Genomic DNA, 18,975 nt, shown 5'->3' on the forward strand with positions numbered 1-18,975 from the left:
GCTCAAGGGCATGAGCGACACCCCGGACAGCGCCGTCCAGACCGTACGTACGTACATAGCGCAGCACCGCGCGGCCTTCCTCGACGACCTGACCGAGTGGCTGCGCATCCCGTCCGTGTCGGCGCAGCCCGCCCACGCCCCGGACGTGCGGCGCAGTGCCGAGTGGCTCGCGGCGAAGCTCAAGGAGACCGGCTTCCCGGTCGCCGAGGTGTGGGAGACCGACGGAGCCCCGGCCGTCTTCGCCGAGTGGCCCTCCGGCGAGGAGGGCGCGCCGACGGTCCTGGTCTACGGCCACCACGACGTCCAGCCCGCCGCCCGCGAGGACGGCTGGGACACCGACCCCTTCGAGCCGGTGATCCGCGGAAACCGGCTCCACGCGCGCGGTGCCGCCGACGACAAGGGACAGGTCTTCTTCCACACCCTGGGCGTGCGCGCACACCTGGCGCTGACCGGCCGCACCGCCCCCGCCGTCAACCTCAAGCTCCTCGTCGAGGGTGAAGAGGAATCCGGCTCCCCGAATTTCCGTGCCCTCGTCGAGCGGCACCGTGCCCGTCTCGCCGCCGACGCGGTGGTCGTCTCGGACACGGGCATGTGGTCGGAGACGACGCCCACGGTGTGCACCGGCATGCGGGGCGTGGCCGACTGCGAGATCGAGCTGTACGGGCCCGACCAGGACATCCACTCCGGCTCCTTCGGCGGCGCCGTGCCGAACCCGGCCACCGTCGCCGCCCGCCTGGTGGCCGCGCTGCACGACGAGAACGAGCGGGTGACGATCCCAGGCTTCTACGACGGGGTCGCGGAGCTGACCGACGCCGAGCGGGAGCTGATCGCCGAGCTGCCGTTCGACGAGGCGTCCTGGCTGGCCACCGCCGGCTCCCACGGGACGCTCGGCGAGGCCGGCTACTCCACCCTGGAGCGGGTCTGGGCCCGCCCGACCGCCGAGGTCAACGGCATCGGCGGCGGCTACCAGGGCCCCGGCGGCAAGACGATCATCCCGTCCTCGGCCGAGGTCAAGTTGTCGTTCCGCCTGGTCGCGGGCCAGGACCCGCACACCATCGAGGCGGCCGTACGCGACTGGGTCGGCGCCCGCGTCCCCGCCGGCATCCGCCACAAGATCACCTTCGGTGCGCCGACCCGCCCCTGCCTGACGCCGCTCGACCACCCGGCGCTCCAGTCCGTCGTACGGTCGATGAGCAGGGCCTTCGACGGCGCGAAGATCCGCTTCACCCGCGAGGGCGGTTCGGGCCCGGCCGCCGACCTCCAGGACGTACTGGCCGCGCCGGTGCTGTTCCTGGGCGTCTCCGTACCGTCCGACGGCTGGCACGCGCCGAACGAGAAGGTCGAGCTGGACCTCCTGCTCAAGGGCGTGGAAGCGACCGCCCACCTGTGGGGCGACCTGTCCACCGCGCTCCGCCGGGCCGCACCCGCCGAGGCCCGTTCCGCCGAACCAGCACCCTGCTGAAGCCGCACCGCCGAAGCCGCACTCCACTGAACAGACACCCAGGCGAACCCATCCACCGGGGGAGTTGGAAGCACCAGTGAGCACCATCAGTAACGAGGCCGGGCACCGTCCGATCGGTCTCACCGCCCCGAGCGGCATCGACCGCGCGGCCCACCACCGTCTCGACGAGGCGTGGCTGGCCGCGGCATGGAGCCACCCGACGACGCGGGTGTTCGTGGTCTCCGGCGGGCAGGTCCTGATCGACGACACCCCCGACGGCCGCACCGAGCTGGTCATGACCCCCGCCTTCGAGGCGCCGCTCACCGAGACCCACCGCTACTTCCTGGGGACGGACGCGGAGGGCGTCAGCTACTTCGCGCTCCAGAAGGACTCCCTGCCGGGCCGCATGGACCAGTCCGCCCGGCCCGCCGGGCTCCGGGAGGCGGGCCTGCTGCTGTCGCCGCGCGACGCCGGGCTGATGGTGCACGCGGTGGCGCTGGAGAACTGGCAGCGGCTGCACCGCTTCTGCTCCCGCTGCGGCGAGCGCACGGTGATCGCGGCCGCCGGCCACATCCGCCGCTGCCCGGCCTGCGGGGCGGAGCACTACCCGCGTACCGACCCGGCGGTGATCATGCTGGTGACGGACGAGAAGGACCGCGCGCTGCTGGGCCGGCAGGTCCACTGGCCGGAGGGGCGCTTCTCGACGCTGGCCGGGTTCGTGGAGCCGGGCGAGTCGATCGAGCAGTCGGTGGCCAGGGAGGTCTTCGAGGAGGCCGGGGTGACGGTCGGCGAGGTGGAGTACGTCGCCAGCCAGCCGTGGCCGTTCCCGTCGAGCCTGATGCTGGGCTTCATGGCGCGGGCCACGTCCTCGGAGATCAACGTGGACGGCGACGAGATCGAGGAGGCCCGCTGGTTCTCCCGGGAAGAGCTGCGGGCCGCGTTCGAGTCCGGCGAGGTCCTTCCCCCGTACGGAATCTCGATCGCGGCCCGGCTGATCGAGCTCTGGTACGGCAAGCCGCTGCCGAAGCCCGGGAACGTCGCCTAGCGCGCAGCGCCCGCCTCAGGCGCCGATCTTCTGCTTCACCTGGGCCAGCGAGGGGTTCGTCAGGGTCGTCCCGTCCGCGAAGAGCACGGTCGGGACGGTCTGGTTGCCCCCGTTGGCCTTCTCCACGAACGCGGCCGACTCCGGGTCCTGCTCGATGTTGATCTCGGTGTACGCGATGCCCTCACGGTCCATCTGGCTCTTCAGCCGCCGGCAGTAGCCGCACCACGTCGTGCTGTACATCGTCAGGCTGCCCTGCATCGTCTGCGCTCCTCGGGGTTGCTTCGGGGGGTGAGTGCCTCGGTGGCACCAGGAGGCAGAACGTACGCGGCCCCGCCGCCATTCCCGGGTGGGTACGACTCCGCGCGGTCGGCTCCATTAGTACGACTACGGGTCCGGCCCTGTGGACAACCGTCCCGTCCGTCTCGGGCGACCTGGCAGCATGGCAGGGTGACAGCAGCAACGCACTCCACTCTCTTCCCGCAGGCCCCGGGCCCGAGCCAGTTCCTGGCCGCGCCCCCGGACGCCGACGCGGTGCTCGACGGGCTGGACCCGGAGCAGCGTGAGGTGGCGACCGCCCTGCACGGTCCGGTGTGCGTGCTGGCGGGCGCCGGCACGGGCAAGACGCGCGCGATCACCCACCGCATCGCGTACGGCGTCCGCGCGGGCATACTCCAGCCCAGCAGTGTGCTGGCCGTCACCTTCACCAACCGCGCCGCCGGTGAGATGCGCGGCCGGCTGCGGCAGCTCGGCGCGGGCGGTGTCCAGGCGCGTACGTTCCACTCGGCAGCCCTCCGCCAGCTCCAGTACTTCTGGCCGAAAGCCGTCGGTGGTGAACTGCCCCGGCTGGTGGAGCGCAAGGTGCAGCTCGTCGCCGAGGCGGCCGCCCGCTGCCGCGTCCGGCTCGACCGCAATGAGCTGCGTGACGTCACGGGCGAGATCGAGTGGGCCAAGGTCACCCAGACCGTCCCCGCCGACTACCCGGCCGCGGTCGCCAAGGCCAGCCGTGAGGCCCCGCGCGACCCCGCCGAAATTGGCCAGATCTATTCCATGTACGAGCAGCTCAAGCGGGACCGCGGAACCATCGATTTCGAGGACGTCCTGCTGCTGACCGTCGGCATCCTCCAGGACCGCCACGACATCGCCGACCAGATCCGCCGCCAGTACCAGCACTTCGTGGTGGACGAGTACCAGGACGTCTCGCCGCTCCAGCAGCGCCTCCTCGACCTGTGGCTCGGCGACCGCGACAGCCTGTGCGTCGTGGGCGACGCCAGCCAGACGATCTACTCCTTCACCGGGGCCACCCCCGACCACCTGCTGAACTTCCGCACCCGGCACCCGAACGCCACCGTGGTCAAACTGGTCCGCGACTACCGCTCGACGCCCCAGGTCGTCCACCTGGCCAACGGACTGCTCGCCCAGGCCCGCGGCCGCGCCGCCGAGCACCGCCTGGAGCTGATCTCCCAGCGGGACCCCGGCCCCGAGCCGGTCTACACCGAGTACGCCGACGAACCCGCCGAGGCCGAGGGCACCGCCCGCCGCATCCGCGACCTGATCGCGGCGGGCGTCCCGGCCGGCGAGATCGCCGTGCTGTACCGGATCAACGCCCAGTCGGAGGTCTACGAGCAGGCACTCGCCGACGCGGGCGTGCCCTACCAGTTGCGCGGCGCCGAGCGCTTCTTCGAGCGCGCCGAGGTACGGGAAGCGGGCATCGCCCTGCGCGGCGCGGCCCGCGCCGGGGGCAACGACTCCCTGCTGGACGACGCCGAGGACCTGCCCTCGCAGGTGCGGGCCGTGCTGTCCACCAAGGGCTGGACGACCGAGCCGCCGGCCGGTTCCGGCGCGGTCCGGGACCGCTGGGAGTCGCTGGCCGCACTGGTCCGGCTCGCTGAGGACTTCGCCCGCGCGCGGCCCGGGGCCACCCTGGGCGACCTGGTCGCGGAGCTCGACGAGCGGGCCGCCGCCCAGCACGCCCCGACGGTCCAGGGCGTCACCCTCGCCTCGCTGCACTCGGCGAAGGGCCTGGAGTGGGACGCGGTGTTCCTGGTGGGTCTCACCGAGGGCATGATGCCGATCACCTACGCCAAGACCGACGAGCAGGTCGAGGAGGAGCGCCGCCTGCTGTACGTGGGTGTCACCCGTGCCCGGCTCCACCTCTCGCTGTCCTGGGCGCTCGCCCGCTCCCCGGGCGGCCGCGCCTCGCGCCGGCCCACCCGATTCCTGGCCGGGCTGCGCCCCGGCTCCACCGCGCCGGGTGCCCGCACCGCGGGCGGCGGCGGGGGCGTCGAGCGGGGCGGCGGCGCGGCGGCGGGCGGCGCCCGGCGCGGGCGGCGCGGACCTGTGCGGTGCCGGGTGTGCGGGGCGACGCTCACCGACGCGGGCGACGTGAAACTGATGCGCTGCGAGGACTGCCCCTCCGACATGGACGAGGCCCTGTACGAGCGGCTGCGCGAGTGGCGCTCCGACCAGGCGAGGCGACTCGGGCAGCCCCCGTACTGCGTCTTCACCGACAAGACGCTGATGGCGATCGCCGAGGCCGTGCCGGCCACGGACGGCGAGCTGGCTCGGATCTCCGGCGTGGGTGTACGGAAGCTCGACCGCTTCGGTGTCGATGTCCTGGCCATTTGTGCAGGTCAGGACCCTGGGGAGGGGGACGGGGAGGATTGATCGGAACTCGTCGAAAAAATAGTTTGCGCCCGCCCCGTCAAGCCCCATAGGTTCTTAACCACGGAAACGGCGGCTTCTCCGAAGCCCCGTCTTCGTGCTGTACTTATCCGAATATCCGCGGGACCGGTTCCGACCGATCCCCCCGAGACGCCGAGAGGAGGCGATTCCAGTGATCAGCATCACCACCAGCTCCGCCAGCTTTGTCAGCACCACCGCCAAAATGACCGATCGCTCGGTCGTCTCCACCTGCTCGCTCGGCCTCTCCGGCTCGGCGTTCGGCACCGGTATGCCCGGCTTCGCGGCCGTGCGTCCCGCCATGCTCCTGGCGGCTCTTCCCGTCCGGCAGCTCAATGAGCGACCGACCAAGGCACTGGAAGCAGGAGTAGCAGCAGGCGAGGCCCAGGCCTATGCCATTGCGGCGACCGGTGCCGAAACCAAGACGCAGACGCAGCAGCACCACACGAAGTGGGCCTTCCGTGGGCTCGAACCCTGGAGTGATCCAGCCTGATCCAGGATCAGGCCGGCGCCTTCAGGGCCGCGGAACCCCACCCGGGATCCGCGGCCCTTCTGTTTTGCCCGAACGGGCGGAACGGAGCGAAGGGGCCTCGGGACGACGCAGAACCCGGTACCAGCCCACCGGCCAACAGGCCGGACCGACCAGACGAGGAAAACGAAACCGTGCAACTCGAAGCGCACGCCCCGTCCGTACCGCCTTCCGAAACGATCCCCCCGCCCGGCCTCACGGAGGACCCCACCTTGACCCCCCTCACCGCGCTCACCGCGCTCGACGACGCCATCGAGAACCTCGGCGTACCCGTTCCGTGCCGTTCGTACGACCCGGAGGTCTTCTTCGCCGAGTCGCCGGCCGACGTCGAGTACGCCAAGTCGCTCTGCCGCACCTGCCCGCTCATGGAGGCCTGCCTCGCGGGCGCCAAGGAGCGGCGCGAGCCGTGGGGCGTCTGGGGCGGTGAGCTCTTCGTCCAGGGCGTGGTCGTCGCCCGCAAGCGGCCCCGTGGCCGCCCGCGCAAGAACCCGGTCACGGCATGAACGTCCGAGCCGGAACCATCGACCGCCCCCTCACGCACGATCCCCAGAAGCAGGCCCCGATGACCTCTTCCGCCAGCGAGCCGTCCGGCTCCGCGACCCCAGCCGTCAGCACCATCGGCGCGAACGCCTCGCGTCAGAACAGGAACCGTGAGATGCAACTCATCCAAGAAGCCCTGGCCCGTGCCCATATGCACGAGCGCATGCGGGAAGCCGACGCGGAACGCCAGGCCATGCGCCTGGTCGCCGCCCGGCGTATGCAGCGGCGCGCCGAGCGCGTGTCCCTGCGCGCCCGCCGTGCGCTGGCCATGGCCGTCATGCACTAGTGCCCGTCCGGCACTGATTCATTTCCACTCGCGGGGACCGGTCCGTCACGACCGGTCCCCGCGGTGCGTTGCGCCCGCCCCAAGCCGCCCGGCGGAGTTATCGTCTCGTAGTGAACGAGCGGACTTCTCCCCCCGCGCAGCCGGGAGCGCAGAGCGTGGTGTGCTCCCGCTGCGGCGCGACCGCCGACAGCCTCCCGGTGACCTGGACCTGCTCCGTGGAGAACGGCAGCCGCCTCTACTTCTGCGACGACTGTGCCCGGGCCCACCTCAGAGCCATCGAGAGCAGACTCGACTCCGCCTGGTGGTGATCCCCGGCGGTCAGACCCCCGCGGCGGTCAGACGTGAGCCTCCGCCGGGGCCGGGTCCGCGTCGCCTTCGGGCAGGAAGCCCGGCAGCCACCACTCGAGTTCCTCCCGCAGCCGCACCGTCGCGTTGAGCTGGCACAGCACCCCGATCGTGCTCAACGTCACCCGGTGGATCAGCAGGTACGAGGGCGGCAGGTTGAGTTGCTTGCCCAACTGGTGGGCGGGAGAACGGATATCGGCGATCCGGGCGGCCTGGCTGCGTATCCAGCCACGGGTGAAGGTGAACTCGTCCGCCTCAGCCGGCTCGATGATCGGCAGCAGGTACTCCAGCACCGCGTCCGGGTCGAGGTCGATGGTCTCCTTGACGAACCCCTCCTCACGGAGCAGCTCGTACACCGCCTCGGCATCGCCCTCCAGGGTCATCCGCAGACACGTCCCGATGGTCTCCGGCAGCCCGCCCGGCAGCCGGTCCACGGTGCCGAAGTCCAGCACACCGAGCCGCCAGTCCGCCACGTCCTCCCCGTCGTCACCGGCCGGCAGCAGCCGGAAGTTCCCGGGGTGCGGGTCCGCGTGCAGCAGCCCCGTCCGGGCCGGCCCCGAGAAGAGGAACCGCGCCAGCAACTGCCCCGCCCGGTCACGCTGCTCCGGCGTGCCGTCCGCGATGACCTCGGCCAGGGGTATCCCGTCGATCCACTCGGTCACCAGCACCTGGTCGGACTGGTGCACCACGCCCGGCACCACCACATCCGGATCGTCCGCGAACTCCTCGGCGTGCTCCCGCTGCGCCTGCGCCTCCAGGGCGTAGTCCAGCTCCTCCGACACCCGGTCCCGCAGCTCGGCGATCAACGGCTTGATGTCCATGCCGGGGATGAGCGGCCCCAGCAGCCGGGCGAACCGGCCCAACTGCGCCAGGTCCGACAACAGCGCCTCACCCGCCCCCGGGTACTGCACCTTCACCGCGACCTCACGCCCGTCGTGCCACACGGCCCGGTGCACCTGGCCGATCGACGCCGCCGCCGACGGCTTGTCCTCGAACTCCAGGAACAGCTCCCGCCATTCATCACCCAGCCGCTCCTCCAGGACCGAGTGGACCGTACGGGTCGGCATCGGCGGAGCCGCCTCCTGGAGCTTGGTCAGCGCCGCCCGGTAGGGGCCCGCCACCTCCTCCGGAAGGGCCGACTCGAAGACGGACAGCGCCTGCCCGAACTTCATCGCACCGCCCTTGAGCTCGCCCAGCACACGGAACAACTGCTCCGCCGTGCGCTGCTGCAGCTCCCGCGCCACGATCTCCGCGGACTTGCCCCCGATCCGCTTGCCCAGCCCCCATGTGGCCCGGCCGGCGAAGCCCAGGGGCAACGCGGCCAACTTGGCGGTACGGGTTACCGCCTTCCGGGGAAGATCAGACATGCGCCCCTCCAAATCCCAGCCTGCCGTGCCGTGTTCGCCATCGGCGTCGCTCCGTCGACCGCGGTTACCCAGCCATTGTGTCCTGCCCGCCCGTGGCCGCCGAGGCGCGCACCCCCGCAGCGCGCCCGGCGGCCCCGCAGGGGCACCCGGCATGGGGTGAGATCCGCTCCGAGCGCCACTCCAGCAACGGCAGCGAAGCCTCCCACCGGGCACCCGTGCTGGCGGGCAGCTCCCCGTCCAGGAAGGACAGCGCATGGGCCGCCGCGAGGCCCGCCACCGCGGCCGCCAGGCCCGCATCGCACGCGGGCACCCTGCTCTGCCGCCCCGAACGCCACTGCGCCAGCATCCGCGGCCACGCGGGATCACGGTCGGACCGCTCCAGCTCCACGCACCCCGCGCACGCCGTGCCCCCGGGCAGCACCAGCGGGCCCACCACCCCCGTCGCCTCGATCACGCCCGCGTACAGATGAGGGGTACCCGTGGCCACCCAGTCGTCGGCCGGCACCGGATCCGGGGCGTACGCCGCCAGGCCGTCCCGTGGAGCGACCACCACCAGCGACAGCCCCGGCTCCGACCCCGCCTCCCTCCCCGGCCGCACCGCCCGTGGCACCCGACCGCCCGGTGCCGACCGCCCCACCAACCGCCGGGCCGCCGTGTCGCGCCGCTCACCGACCGCCTCCGCCGGCAGCCCGCCCGGCGTCACGTCCCACGGCTCCACCCGCTCACCGTCCAGCACCTCCACCCGGCCCACGCCCGAGGCGGACAGCAGCGCCGCGATGCCCGCGCCCACCCGCCCCGCGCCCCTCACCTGCACCCGCATCCCCCGCCGCGCCGCCAATCGCCGGGCCGCCCCGCCGGGTTCGCGGTGGACCACGGAGAGCGACGCCAGGTCGGCGCGCAGCCGGTCGAGTGCGCCGTCCTCCTTGCGCAACGCATCGGTCGCCGGGGCGCCGGCCGTCGCGTCGTCCAGCAGCCCCGCCTCCGCCAGCCGGTCCAGCAGCGCCTCCAGCCGCCCGTCCGGCAGCCCCAGCGCCCGCGCCTCCTCACGCAGCAGCCCCAGCTCCCGTGTCCCGTCGAACAGCGCGAGCAGACTGCCCGTCGTCGTGTCCACCGGACCGACCACGACCGCGTGCGCGGGAGCCGCTCCGAACTGCACGAACTGTAGATTTCGCCAGGCGCGCCGCAGCGCGGGCTTCACCATTGGATGCATATCCGCCGCCCCCGTGTTCCGATCCCCGTGTCGATCTCCGTGTCGATCTCCCGGCGTCAGAATGCCCGGCGCCGGGAGCGGTCGCGGAAAGTTGTCCACAGGCCGGGTGCATTAGTCGTTCAAATGGTGCAGGCTGTGGATGGATCACACGCCAACGGTTCCGGAGGCGGGACTTCCCCCGCTGACAGCGGGTAACGTCGGGGCGTGCCCGCCGACCCACAGCGCCGTCCGACAAGCGACCCGTCCCGTGGCCCGGGGACGAGTGCGGTCGAGGTCCGCAGGAGCTCCCGGCGCAACAGAACCGTCTCCGCCTACCGCGAGGGCGACCGCACCGTCGTGCTCATCCCCGCTCGGATGTCCGAGGCGGAGGAGCGGCGCTGGGTGAACGTGATGCTGGACAAGCTCGCCGCCCAGGAGAGCAAGCGCATCCTCGGCGACACCGAACTGGCGGAGCGGGCGGAGCGCCTGTCCACCCAGTATTTCGACGGCAAGGCCCGGCCCACGTCCGTGCGGTGGGTGACCAACCAGAACACCCGATGGGGCTCCTGCACCCCGGTGGAGGGCAGCATCCGCCTGTCGCACCGCTTGCAGGGCATGCCGGAGTACGTCGTGGACTACGTACTCGTCCACGAGCTGGCCCATCTGCTGGTGCCCGGTCACGGGCCGCGCTTCTGGCGGCTGCTGGAGGCGTACCCCCGCACCGAGCGGGCTCGTGGCTACCTCGAAGGAGTCGTCGCGGCGGGCCGGTTGCCGCACCTGCCGGCCGCTCGCGGAGAGTGACATTCGCCGATCCTGTACCGAAACAGTCCCGACTTGGCTCAATGTCGTCGCCAGCCGTTAGCCTGGCGCGACGCAGTCAAAAATCGGGATGGGGGACGGTCGTTACGCATGGCCAGGGAATTCCAACGGGGCCACAAGGCCAAGATCAGCGATCTCACGCCCGGAACCGATCTGTACGTGGGAGTGCAGATCGCCGCTCCAGGCCTGACCTTCGACATCAGTTGCTTCGGCCTGGACGCCAATGAGCAGCTCTCGGACGACCGGTATTTCGTCTTCTTCAACCAGCCGAAGTCACCCGAGGAGTCCATCCAGCTCCTGGGCGCGCAGGCCGGTGACACGGAGTCCTTCCGCGTCACGCTCGACCGCGTCCCGCCGCACATCCACAAGCTGTCCTTCACCGCGACGATCGACGGTGCCGGACAGATGTCCCAGGTGGGCCCCGGGTACATCCGGATCGTCGCCGGCGGCGAGGAGGTCGCCCGGTACGCGTTCGACGGCTCGGAGTTCAGCACCGAGCGCGCGGTGATGCTGGGGGACTTCTACCTCAAGGACGTGTGGCGGTTCGCCGCCGTGGGGCAGGGCTTCGACGGCGGTCTGGAGGCGCTGCTCAAGAACTTCGGCGGCGAGGTCGCCGAGGAGGAGCCGGCCGCCCCGCCGCAGCCGCAGGCCGCGGCGCCGTCCTTCGCCCCACCGCCGTTCGCCGCCCCGGCCGCGCCTGCCGCACCGGCCGCCCCGGTCGCGGCGCAGCCACCGCAGCCCGCCCCGTCGTTCGGCGCCCCCGCGGCACCCGCCCCGGCACCCACGCCCGCACAGGCACCCGCACCCGCGCCGACGCCCGCACCGGCTCCGCAGCCTCCGGCCCCGCAGCCCGTGCACGCCGCGCCGACGCTGGCCGCGCCGGTGGCACCGGCCGCGCCTGTCCCACCGGCCCCGCCGTCCCCGTACGGCCAGCCGCCCCAGCAGCCGCAGCCGCCCCAGCAGCCGCAGTACGGACAGGTCCCGGGCCAGACGCCACCGCCCGGCGTCCAGGCCCCGTACGGCCAGCCGCCCCAGCAGCAGGCCCCCTATGGCCAGCAGGCCCCCTACGGCCAGCAGCAGTACGCCCAGCCCTACGGTCAGCAGCCGCCCGTCGGCATGCCCCCCGGCGGGATGCCGCCCGGGGCCCCGCAGGGGGTGCCCCAGGGCGTGCCCCAGGCCGGTGCCGGGCTGGAGGCCGCGCTTCAGAAGTACCGCGAGACCGCCACCGGGCAGCGCTGGACGCCGCAGAACCAGCAGCTCATGCGGGTCGACCTGGCCATGGGCGGCACGCCGGTGCTCGCCCGTCAGGGCAGCATGGTCATGTATCAGGGCAAGGTCGAGTTCGGTTACAAGGGCGCCGGTTTCTCCGGCCGTATCGTCGGCAACGCCACGGGCCAGGAGATGCAGCTCATGCGCTGCACCGGCCGCGGCCAGGTGTTCCTCGCCGAGAACGGGGCCCATCTGCACCCCATCGAGCTCCAGGGCGACGGGATCTGTGTCTCAGCCGAGAACGTCCTCGCCTTCGACGAGTCGCTCCAGTACGAGGTCCGCCGCATCGAGGGCCACGGCATCCCGGGCGGCGCGCTGTTCACCATGCAGTTCACCGGCACCGGCACGGTCGTCGTCAAGACGCACGGCGTCCCGGTCGTCCTGCCCGTCACGCCGACCACCTTCGCCGACTGCAACGCCGTCGTCGCCTGGTCGTCCGCCTCCCAGGTGATCCTTTCCAGCCAGGTCAGGCTGCGCCGGAACGCCTACCCGGGGCACAGCGGAGAGACCGTCAACCTCCAGTTCCGGGGCGCCCCCGGCAACTTCATCGTCGTCCAGCCCTACGAGGTCTGAGGGAGCCCGAACAATGAACCAGCAACTGGCGGGCTACGCCCCGACCCCCGTCGCGGCCCGTATGGAGAACCACGGCCGCGCCATGCTCAAGGTCGCCATGGCCTCGGGCCAGGACCTGTACGCACGCACCGGCTCGGTCGTCGCCTACGAGGGCTTCGTCCAGTACGAGCCGAACCCGCCCGCCGTCCGCCAGATCGCCTCCCAGTGGGTGACCGGCGAGGGCGCGCCCATCATGAAGTGCTCCGGTGACGGGCTGCTCTACCTCGCCGACTACGGCGCCGACGTCGTCGTCATCAACCTCAACAACGACGCCCTGTCCGTCAACGGCACCAATGTGCTGGCCTTCGACGCGCACCTCCAGTGGGGTGCCGAAAGGGTCAAGGGCATGGCCAAGTTCGCCGGACAGGGCCTGTGGAACGTCCAGTTCGCCGGCACCGGCTGGGTGGCCCTCACCTCGCGCGGCACCCCGATCGTCGTCGACTGCGGCCGCGGCGAGGACGAGACGTACGTCGACCCCGACGCGCTCGTCGCCTGGACGCCCTCCCTCAAGGTCAAGGGCAAGCGCAGCTTCAAGGCCTCCTCCCTGATCGGGCGGGGCAGCGGAGAGGCGTACCAGATGGCCTTCTCCGGCCAGGGCATCGTCGTCGTACAGCCGAGCGAGGACAGCACCGACCGCCTGCGGATCCGGGGCTGAGGGGGAGCGAGAACACACCATGCAGAGCCCGCTTTTCAGCCACACCGAGCAGCAGAGCCAGGAGCGGTACGTCGTCCAGAACCCGCAGCTCCTGCGCGTCGCCCTCACCGGGCACGACGACGTCCTCGCCCGCAAGGGCGCCATGGTCGCGTACCAGGGGCTGATCGACTTCGACGGCGAGTACCAGAACAACAGCCAGCGCCGCGCCCGCGCCAACACCGGTGAGGGCCTGGACCTGATGCGCTGCTCCGGACAGGGCACCGTCTACTTCGCCAACCTGGCCCAGTACATCCACGTCGTGGACGTCGACCAGGAGGGCATGACCGTGGACAGCGCCTATGTGCTGGCGCTGGACTCCACGCTGCACACCGAAGTGATCGCCGTGGACAGCCAGTACGGCATCTCCGGCTCCGGGAAGTACCAGCTCAACATCTCCGGCCGCGGCAAGGTCGCCCTGATGACCTCCGGCCAGCCGCTGATGATGCACGTCACACCGGACAAGTACGTCAACGTCGACGCCGACGCGATCGTCGCCTGGTCGTCGGCGCTGCGCGTACAGATGCAGGCGCAGACCCACTCGTCCAACGTGCGCCGCAGGCGCGGCAACACCGGCGAGGGCTGGGAACTGAGCTTCCTGGGCCAGGGCTTCGTCCTCGTCCAGCCCAGTGAGGTCATGCCGCCGCAGAACGCCCAGATCGGGCAGGGCCTCGGCGCGCAGTTCGGCGTGGGCCAGCAGGGCGCGCACGCCCAGAACCAGAGCAACGCCTGGAACTGAGCACCGCGTATGTAAGGGGCGGCGCCCATGGCGTCCGCCCCTTACACGCACTTCTCACAGCGCCGCCCGGGCCGCCTCCACCAGCCGTACGACCGAGGTGTCGGCCACCCCCGCCACCTCCTCGTAGCCGAACCAGCGCAGGTCCAGCGACTCGTCGCTGATCGCCTCCACCGCGTCCGGCGGCGCGACCGCCACGTACTGCACGTCCAGGTGCCAGTGGCAGGGCGCCGGGATCGGATGCCGGTCCAGCCGCGCCGGGCCGCCGGGCAGCAGCGTCAGCCCGGGAATCCCGGACTCCTCCGTGGCCTCCCGCAGCGCCGCCCCGGCGACCGTCCCGTCCCCGGGCTCGCAGTGGCCGCCCATCTGCAACCACATGCCCAGCTTCTTGTGCAGGGTCAGCAGGACCCGGCCGCGCTCCGGCGCCACCACCAGCGCGCTGGCCGTCACGTGCCCGGCCTCGCACGCCTTCCACATCCCGTCCGGGTGGGCCGCCAGGTGGTCCAGATAGGCCTGGCGCAGCTCCGCCTGGTCCCCGGACCCTTCGTAGGCCTTCAGTACGAGGACGGCGTCATCGTGCAGGCTCACTTGTCGGAGTCGTCCTCACCCTGGTCGCCGTCGTCCTTGGCGCGCTCGTCCCGCCCGGCCGCTTCGCCGAGCATCTTGTCGAGCTCCGAGAAGTCCAGGTGCTCGCGGTGGACGAAGCCGTCCGGGTCGTCCAGGTCGGACGCCGTCGGCAGCATGTCCGGGTGCTCCCACAGGCCGTCGCGGCCGTCGACACCGCGCGCGTCCGTGAGCGAGGCCCACAGCCGCGAGGCGTCCCGCAGCCGCCGGGGCCGCAGCTCCAGACCGATCAGCGTGGCGAACGTCTGCTCGGCGGGGCCGCCCGAGGCGCGACGGCGGCGCAGCGTCTCACGCAGCGCGTCGGCGGACGTCAGACGCGACTTGGCGGCCTCGTGCACCACCGCGTCCACCCAGCCCTCGACCAGGGCCAGCGCCGTCTCCAGACGGGCCAGCGCGGCCTTCTGCTCCGGGGTGTCCTCCGGCTGGAACATGCCCTGCTGAAGGGCCTCCTGCAACTGTTCCGGGTTGGACGGGTCGAGCCCGCCGACCGCGTCCTCCAGCTTGCCGGTGTCCACCTTGATCCCGCGCGCGTACCCCTCGACCGCGCCGAACAGGTGCGAGCGCAGCCACGGCACGTGGGCGAAGAGCCGCTGGTGGGCGGCCTCGCGCAGCGCCAGGTACAGCCGGACCTCGTCCTGCGGCACGCTCAGGTCCTTGCCGAACGCCGCCACGTTCAGCGGCAGCAGCGCGGCCTTGCCGGCCGGGCCCAGCGGCAGCCCCACATCGGTCGAGCCGACCACCTCGCCGGCCAGGACGCCCACGGCCTGGCCGATCTGCTGGCCGAACATGGCGCCGCCCATGGAGCGCATCATGCCGATCAGCGGGCCCGCCATGGCCTGCATCTCCTCGGGCAGGACATCGCCCATGGCCGCGCCGACCCGCTCGGCGACCGGGTCCACGAGCTGCTGCCAGGCCGGCAGCGTCGCCTCGACCCACTCGGCGCGGCTCCAGGCGACGGCGGTGCTCGCCCCCGACGGCAGGGACGTCACGCCGTCCAGCCACAGGTCGGCGAGGCGCACGGCCTCCTCGACCGCCGCGCGCTCACCCGGGCCCACACTGGCGTCCTTGGTGCCGTCGGGCGTGCCCTGCGAAACCGTCTGGCGGGCGATCTGCTTGGCCATGTCCCAGTTGACCGGACCGCCCTCATAGCTCAGCATCTGTCCGAGCTGCTGGAAGGCCGCGCCCAGGTCCGTGGGGTTCAGGGAGCCGAACATCGCGGCGAACGGGTTGTCCCCGCCGCCCGGCATGCCGCCGAACCCGAAGGGGTTCCCACCGGCACCCTTGCCACCTTCGGCGGGTCCCTTCTTCTTGCCTTCGTCGCCGTCCTCCGGCTCCTCCGGCGGAAGGCCGAATCCGAATGGGGTGTCACTCACGGGGTTCCTCGGCTCGTAGGGCCGCCGGCTTCCTGCCGGCGGCGGCTGCCCGACAACACCACCAGCGTAGACATCCGAGCCGGATGTGGGCTCGGTGCTCCACCGGCTCATGGCCTGCGGCAGGATGGACGCCACCTGGTACGTACGCGTCATACACGTACGTACTGAAGACAACCGCTGGAGACGCCCGGTGAGTTCCCCAGATCCGCAGGTTCGCGCAGCGCGAAACCACTCAACCCAGTCCGCCGGCCGCGGCCCCGTCGTCGCGGTCACCGGCGCCGCGTCCGGCGTCGGAGACCTGCTCACCCGGCGCCTCGCCGCGTCCGGGGAGGTCAAGCAGGTCATCGCCATCGACGAGCGCCGCGGCGAGGTCTCCGAGGCGCAGTGGCACATCCTCGACGTGCGGGACCCGGCCATCGCCGAGAAGCTGCGCGGCGCCGACGTCGTGGTGCACCTGGCGCTCGACCTCGACCTGGAGACCGACGCGGCCGCCCGTACGGCATACAACGTGCGCGGCACGCAGACCGTGCTGACCGCCGCGGCCGCCGCGGGCGTCCACCGGGTCGTGCTGTGCACGTCAGCCATGGTCTACGGCGCGCTGCCCGACAACGACATCCCGCTCTCCGAGGACGCCGAGCTGCGGGCGACCGCCGAGGCCACCGGCGTGGGCGACCTGCTGGAGATCGAGCGCCTTGCGCGCCGGGCGCCCCGCGCCCACCCCGGCCTGAACGTCACCGTCGTGCGCCCCGCCGTCCTGGTGGGCGGCACCGACACGGCGCTGACCCGGTACTTCGAGTCGCCCCGGCTGCTGGTGGTCGCCGGGTCGCGGCCGGCCTGGCAGTTCTGTCACGTCGAGGACCTGGTCAGCGCGCTGGAGTACGCGGCGCTGGAGAAGGTGGAGGGCGAGTTCGCGGTCGGCTGCGACGGCTGGCTGGAGCAGGAGGAGGTCGAGGAGCTGAGCGGTATCCGGCGCATGGAGCTGCCCTCCGCGGTGGCCCTCGGGGCGGCGGCCCGGCTGCACCGGATCGGGCTCACCCCGTCACCGGCGGGTGACCTCGCGTACACGATGCACCCATGGGTGGTCAGCGTCGGTCGGCTGCACGACGCGGGCTGGCGGCCGCAGTGGACGAACGAGGAGGTCCTCGCCGCGCTCCTGGAGGAGGTCGAGGGCCGCCACACGGTCGCCGGCCGCCGCCTGGGCCGCAAGGACGCCACGGCCGCCGGAGCGGCGGGCGCCACGGTCGCCCTGCTGGGCACGGCCGCCCTGGTACGCCGGGCCCGCAAGCGCCGCGGTCTGTAGCCCGCCCCGCGACGAGGGGCGCGGGCCCTGTAGGAGGCTCCAACGCGCGCGTGGCCGGGCAGGTCGAAAACGCTATTCCGCGATGTCAGTCCCGTGCGGCACGATGGCTGCATGGCACCCACGTACGACCACCCCGGCGAGCGCGCGGCGGCGGACCCGATCCGGCTGCTGGCGATCCGTGACACCCCGCTCTCCCTCGACGAGGTCTTCCAGGCCGTCGGCGACGACGCGGCCGGTGGTACCGCCCTCTTCGTGGGCACCGTGCGCAACCACGACGCTGGCGCCGACGTCGACGCCCTCGGGTACTCCAGCCACCCCAGCGCCGAGGCGGAGCTGCGCCGCGTCGCGGAGAAGGTCGTCGCGGACTACCCCGTGCGTGCCCTCGCGGCCGTTCACCGGGTGGGCGACCTGACGGTCGGCGACCTGGCCGTCGTCGTCGCCGTGTCGTGCCCGCACCGCGCGGAGGCCTTCGACGCGTGCCGCAAGCTGATCGACGACCTCAAGCACGAGGTGCCGATCTGGAAGCACCAGCGGTTCTCGGACGGTACCGAGGAGTGGGTCGGGGCCTGCTGAGCCTCCGGCACCTGTTCGGGGTCCCCCCGACGAAGTCCGGCCGAGGGTGGCGCCTGCTGCGCGGTGGCCCCCTGACCGGATCCGGACGGTGGCCAAGCGTCCGATTTGCGTAACCCGACCCCTGGCGTGAGCGTTGAACCGGCGGATGGTTAATCTGCTGATCATTCGGTGCGTTGCTCATGGGGACGGGAGGTCGCGATGGCAGTTCTCGCCTGGTTGCTGATTCCGCTGTTCGCTGCCATCGGCGCTGCGATATGGGGAAGCTGGGCCGCACGGGACCGGACCACCGGTGACGTGGCCGAGCTGGCGGGCTATGCGCGCTTCCGTGAGGTGATGGAGAAGTCGCACTCGGGCAGCGGCACGGCCTGACCGCCTCCCCGGTGCCCCCGTACGGACCGGCCCCGGGGGTGCACAGACACACGCGTCCCGTACTGTCGTTCCATGCCCCGCCGCACTGCGACGATGCTCGCCTCCACCCTCGTCCTCATCGCGCTGCTCTGCGCAGGCGTGTTCTTCCGGGTGCCCTACGCGGAGATGAGCCCGGGACCGACGGTCAACACGCTGGGCGAGGCCGACGGCGAGCCGGTGCTCCAGATCTCCGGCCACAAGACCTACCCCACGACCGGGCATCTCAATATGACGACCGTCAGGGTCACCGGTGCGGACTACAGGATGAACCTGGTCGAGGCGGTGTTCGGGTGGATCGCCCACGACAGCGTCGTGGTGCCGCACGAGACGCTCTACCCGAACGGCAAGACCGAGGAGGAGTCGACCCAGGAGAACGCCGAGGAGTTCAGCCAGTCCCAGGAGAGCGCCAAGGTCGCCGCCCTCGGACAGTTGGGCATCCCGGTCGCTTCCCGCGTGGTCGTCTCCTCCGTGCAGAAGGACAGCCCCGCCGAGGGCACGCTGCACGCGGGCGACGTGATCAAGGCCGTGGACGGTACGCCGGTCAAGGAGCCGCAGGACGTGGCGAAGCTCGTCACCAAGCACAAGCCGAAGGAGGACGTGGTCTTCACCATCGTCCCGGCGAAGGAGGCGGCGGCCGCGGAGAAGGCGGGCCGGGAACCCACCACGACCGAGCGGGTCACCGTCACCACCAAGACGTCTGACGAGGGCGACCGGGCGATCGTCGGCATCCAGGCCGGGACCGACCACACGTTCCCGTTCAGCGTCGACATCAAGCTCGCCGATGTGGGCGGCCCGAGCGCCGGCCTGATGTTCTCCCTCGGAATCGTCGACAAACTGACCCCGGGCGACCTCACGGGCGGCAAGTTCGTCGCGGGCACCGGCACGATCGACGACACCGGCAAGGTCGGGCCCATCGGCGGCATCGAGATGAAGCTGGTCGGCGCGCGGAACGCGGGCGCCAGGTACTTCCTGACGCCCGCCGACAACTGCGCGGCGGCGGCGTCCGACACACCTGACGGGCTCACCCTGATCAAGGTGAACACGATCAAGGACGCGGTCCAGTCCCTGGAGAAGGTCCGCGAGGGCGCCACCACCGGCCTGCCGAGCTGCTCGGCGAGCTGACGCGGGACCGCCCCCCGGCCCCGGCCC

Annotated in this window: 20 protein-coding genes; 15 read left to right on the forward strand and 5 right to left on the reverse strand. The window is 71.9% G+C overall.

The features are described 5' to 3' along the window. Positions 1-10: 10 nt before the first annotated feature. Positions 11-1,462 carry a dipeptidase gene (locus tag ACZ46W_RS07990; RefSeq protein WP_468333157.1) on the forward strand — a complete coding sequence of 484 codons (1,452 nt, stop codon included), beginning with the start codon at positions 11-13 and terminating at the stop codon, positions 1,460-1,462. 76 nt (positions 1,463-1,538) lie between these two features. Further along, positions 1,539-2,486: an NAD(+) diphosphatase gene (nudC, locus tag ACZ46W_RS07995; protein WP_468333160.1), complete on the forward strand. Its 948-nt coding sequence runs from the start codon at positions 1,539-1,541 to the stop codon at positions 2,484-2,486. 15 nt (positions 2,487-2,501) lie between these two features. Here nudC and ACZ46W_RS08000 read toward each other — a convergent pair whose 3' ends face one another. Further along, a complete protein-coding gene (locus tag ACZ46W_RS08000; RefSeq protein WP_156692484.1) occupies positions 2,502-2,744 on the reverse strand; it encodes a mycoredoxin in 243 nt (80 codons plus the stop codon). Positions 2,745-2,933: 189 nt separating this feature from the next. Here ACZ46W_RS08000 and ACZ46W_RS08005 point away from each other — a divergent pair, with 189 nt between their 5' ends. From ACZ46W_RS08005 to ACZ46W_RS08025, 5 genes are all read left to right on the forward strand, one after another. After that, entirely contained in the window at positions 2,934-5,150 is a 2,217-nt protein-coding gene (locus tag ACZ46W_RS08005) for an ATP-dependent DNA helicase UvrD2 (RefSeq protein WP_468333164.1), read from the forward strand. A 169-nt stretch (positions 5,151-5,319) separates the two neighbouring features. Further along, complete coding sequence (locus ACZ46W_RS08010) at positions 5,320-5,658, forward strand: hypothetical protein (protein WP_468333167.1); 339 nt, start codon at positions 5,320-5,322, stop codon at positions 5,656-5,658. Positions 5,659-5,828: 170 nt separating this feature from the next. Further along, positions 5,829-6,197, forward strand: a complete 369-nt coding sequence (locus ACZ46W_RS08015; RefSeq protein ID WP_073754157.1) for a WhiB family transcriptional regulator — start codon at positions 5,829-5,831, stop codon at positions 6,195-6,197. Continuing rightward, on the forward strand, positions 6,194-6,520 hold the full coding sequence (locus tag ACZ46W_RS08020) for a hypothetical protein (RefSeq protein WP_468333171.1): 327 nt from the start codon (positions 6,194-6,196) through the stop codon (positions 6,518-6,520). The genes ACZ46W_RS08015 and ACZ46W_RS08020 overlap by 4 nt, the downstream gene beginning before the upstream one ends. A 110-nt stretch (positions 6,521-6,630) precedes the next feature. Continuing rightward, complete coding sequence (locus ACZ46W_RS08025) at positions 6,631-6,828, forward strand: hypothetical protein (protein WP_073754159.1); 198 nt, start codon at positions 6,631-6,633, stop codon at positions 6,826-6,828. A gap of 27 nt (positions 6,829-6,855) precedes the next feature. On the opposite strand, the gene ACZ46W_RS08030 is transcribed toward ACZ46W_RS08025, so the two are convergent. Then, positions 6,856-8,232 (reverse strand): ABC1 kinase family protein, encoded by a 1,377-nt coding sequence (locus tag ACZ46W_RS08030; protein ID WP_468333175.1) that lies wholly within the window; start codon positions 8,230-8,232, stop codon positions 6,856-6,858. A 64-nt stretch (positions 8,233-8,296) separates the two neighbouring features. Beyond that, positions 8,297-9,442, reverse strand: a complete 1,146-nt coding sequence (locus ACZ46W_RS08035) for a ThiF family adenylyltransferase (RefSeq protein ID WP_468333178.1) — start codon at positions 9,440-9,442, stop codon at positions 8,297-8,299. A 204-nt stretch (positions 9,443-9,646) separates the two neighbouring features. Here ACZ46W_RS08035 and ACZ46W_RS08040 point away from each other — a divergent pair, with 204 nt between their 5' ends. The 4 genes from ACZ46W_RS08040 to ACZ46W_RS08055 all read left to right on the forward strand — a co-directional run bounded on the left by ACZ46W_RS08040 (position 9,647) and on the right by ACZ46W_RS08055 (position 13,551). Next, positions 9,647-10,222 carry a M48 metallopeptidase family protein gene (locus ACZ46W_RS08040; RefSeq protein WP_468333181.1) on the forward strand — a complete coding sequence of 192 codons (576 nt, stop codon included), beginning with the start codon at positions 9,647-9,649 and terminating at the stop codon, positions 10,220-10,222. A gap of 108 nt (positions 10,223-10,330) precedes the next feature. Then, the gene (locus ACZ46W_RS08045) at positions 10,331-12,082 is read left to right on the forward strand and encodes a TerD family protein (protein ID WP_468333184.1); all 1,752 of its coding nucleotides are present in this window, start codon (positions 10,331-10,333) and stop codon (positions 12,080-12,082) included. Positions 12,083-12,095: 13 nt separating this feature from the next. Beyond that, the gene (locus ACZ46W_RS08050; protein WP_366127558.1) at positions 12,096-12,776 is read left to right on the forward strand and encodes an AIM24 family protein; all 681 of its coding nucleotides are present in this window, start codon (positions 12,096-12,098) and stop codon (positions 12,774-12,776) included. Positions 12,777-12,795: 19 nt separating this feature from the next. After that, positions 12,796-13,551 carry an AIM24 family protein gene (locus ACZ46W_RS08055; protein ID WP_468333188.1) on the forward strand — a complete coding sequence of 252 codons (756 nt, stop codon included), beginning with the start codon at positions 12,796-12,798 and terminating at the stop codon, positions 13,549-13,551. Between the two features lie 54 nt (positions 13,552-13,605). Here ACZ46W_RS08055 and ACZ46W_RS08060 read toward each other — a convergent pair whose 3' ends face one another. Both ACZ46W_RS08060 and ACZ46W_RS08065 read right to left on the reverse strand, forming a co-directional pair. After that, positions 13,606-14,136 (reverse strand): NUDIX hydrolase, encoded by a 531-nt coding sequence (locus ACZ46W_RS08060; protein WP_468333191.1) that lies wholly within the window; start codon positions 14,134-14,136, stop codon positions 13,606-13,608. Beyond that, positions 14,133-15,545 (reverse strand): zinc-dependent metalloprotease, encoded by a 1,413-nt coding sequence (locus ACZ46W_RS08065; RefSeq protein WP_468333194.1) that lies wholly within the window; start codon positions 15,543-15,545, stop codon positions 14,133-14,135. The genes ACZ46W_RS08060 and ACZ46W_RS08065 overlap by 4 nt, the downstream gene beginning before the upstream one ends. Positions 15,546-15,735: 190 nt before the next feature. On the opposite strand from ACZ46W_RS08065, the gene ACZ46W_RS08070 reads away from it, so the two are divergent. The 4 genes from ACZ46W_RS08070 (at position 15,736) to ACZ46W_RS08085 (ending at position 18,948) form a co-directional block, all read left to right on the forward strand. Then, a complete protein-coding gene (locus ACZ46W_RS08070) occupies positions 15,736-16,845 on the forward strand; it encodes an SDR family oxidoreductase (protein WP_366127554.1) in 1,110 nt (369 codons plus the stop codon). A 111-nt stretch (positions 16,846-16,956) separates the two neighbouring features. Then, complete coding sequence (locus ACZ46W_RS08075) at positions 16,957-17,418, forward strand: molybdenum cofactor biosynthesis protein MoaE (protein ID WP_468333198.1); 462 nt, start codon at positions 16,957-16,959, stop codon at positions 17,416-17,418. Between the two features lie 198 nt (positions 17,419-17,616). Next, positions 17,617-17,787, forward strand: a complete 171-nt coding sequence (locus ACZ46W_RS08080) for a hypothetical protein (RefSeq protein WP_468333201.1) — start codon at positions 17,617-17,619, stop codon at positions 17,785-17,787. A 72-nt stretch (positions 17,788-17,859) separates the two neighbouring features. Beyond that, positions 17,860-18,948, forward strand: a complete 1,089-nt coding sequence (locus tag ACZ46W_RS08085) for a YlbL family protein (RefSeq protein WP_468333204.1) — start codon at positions 17,860-17,862, stop codon at positions 18,946-18,948. The last annotated feature ends 27 nt before the right edge of the window (positions 18,949-18,975 follow it).

It is taken from the genome of Streptomyces sp. NPDC031064 (assembly GCF_055570965.1).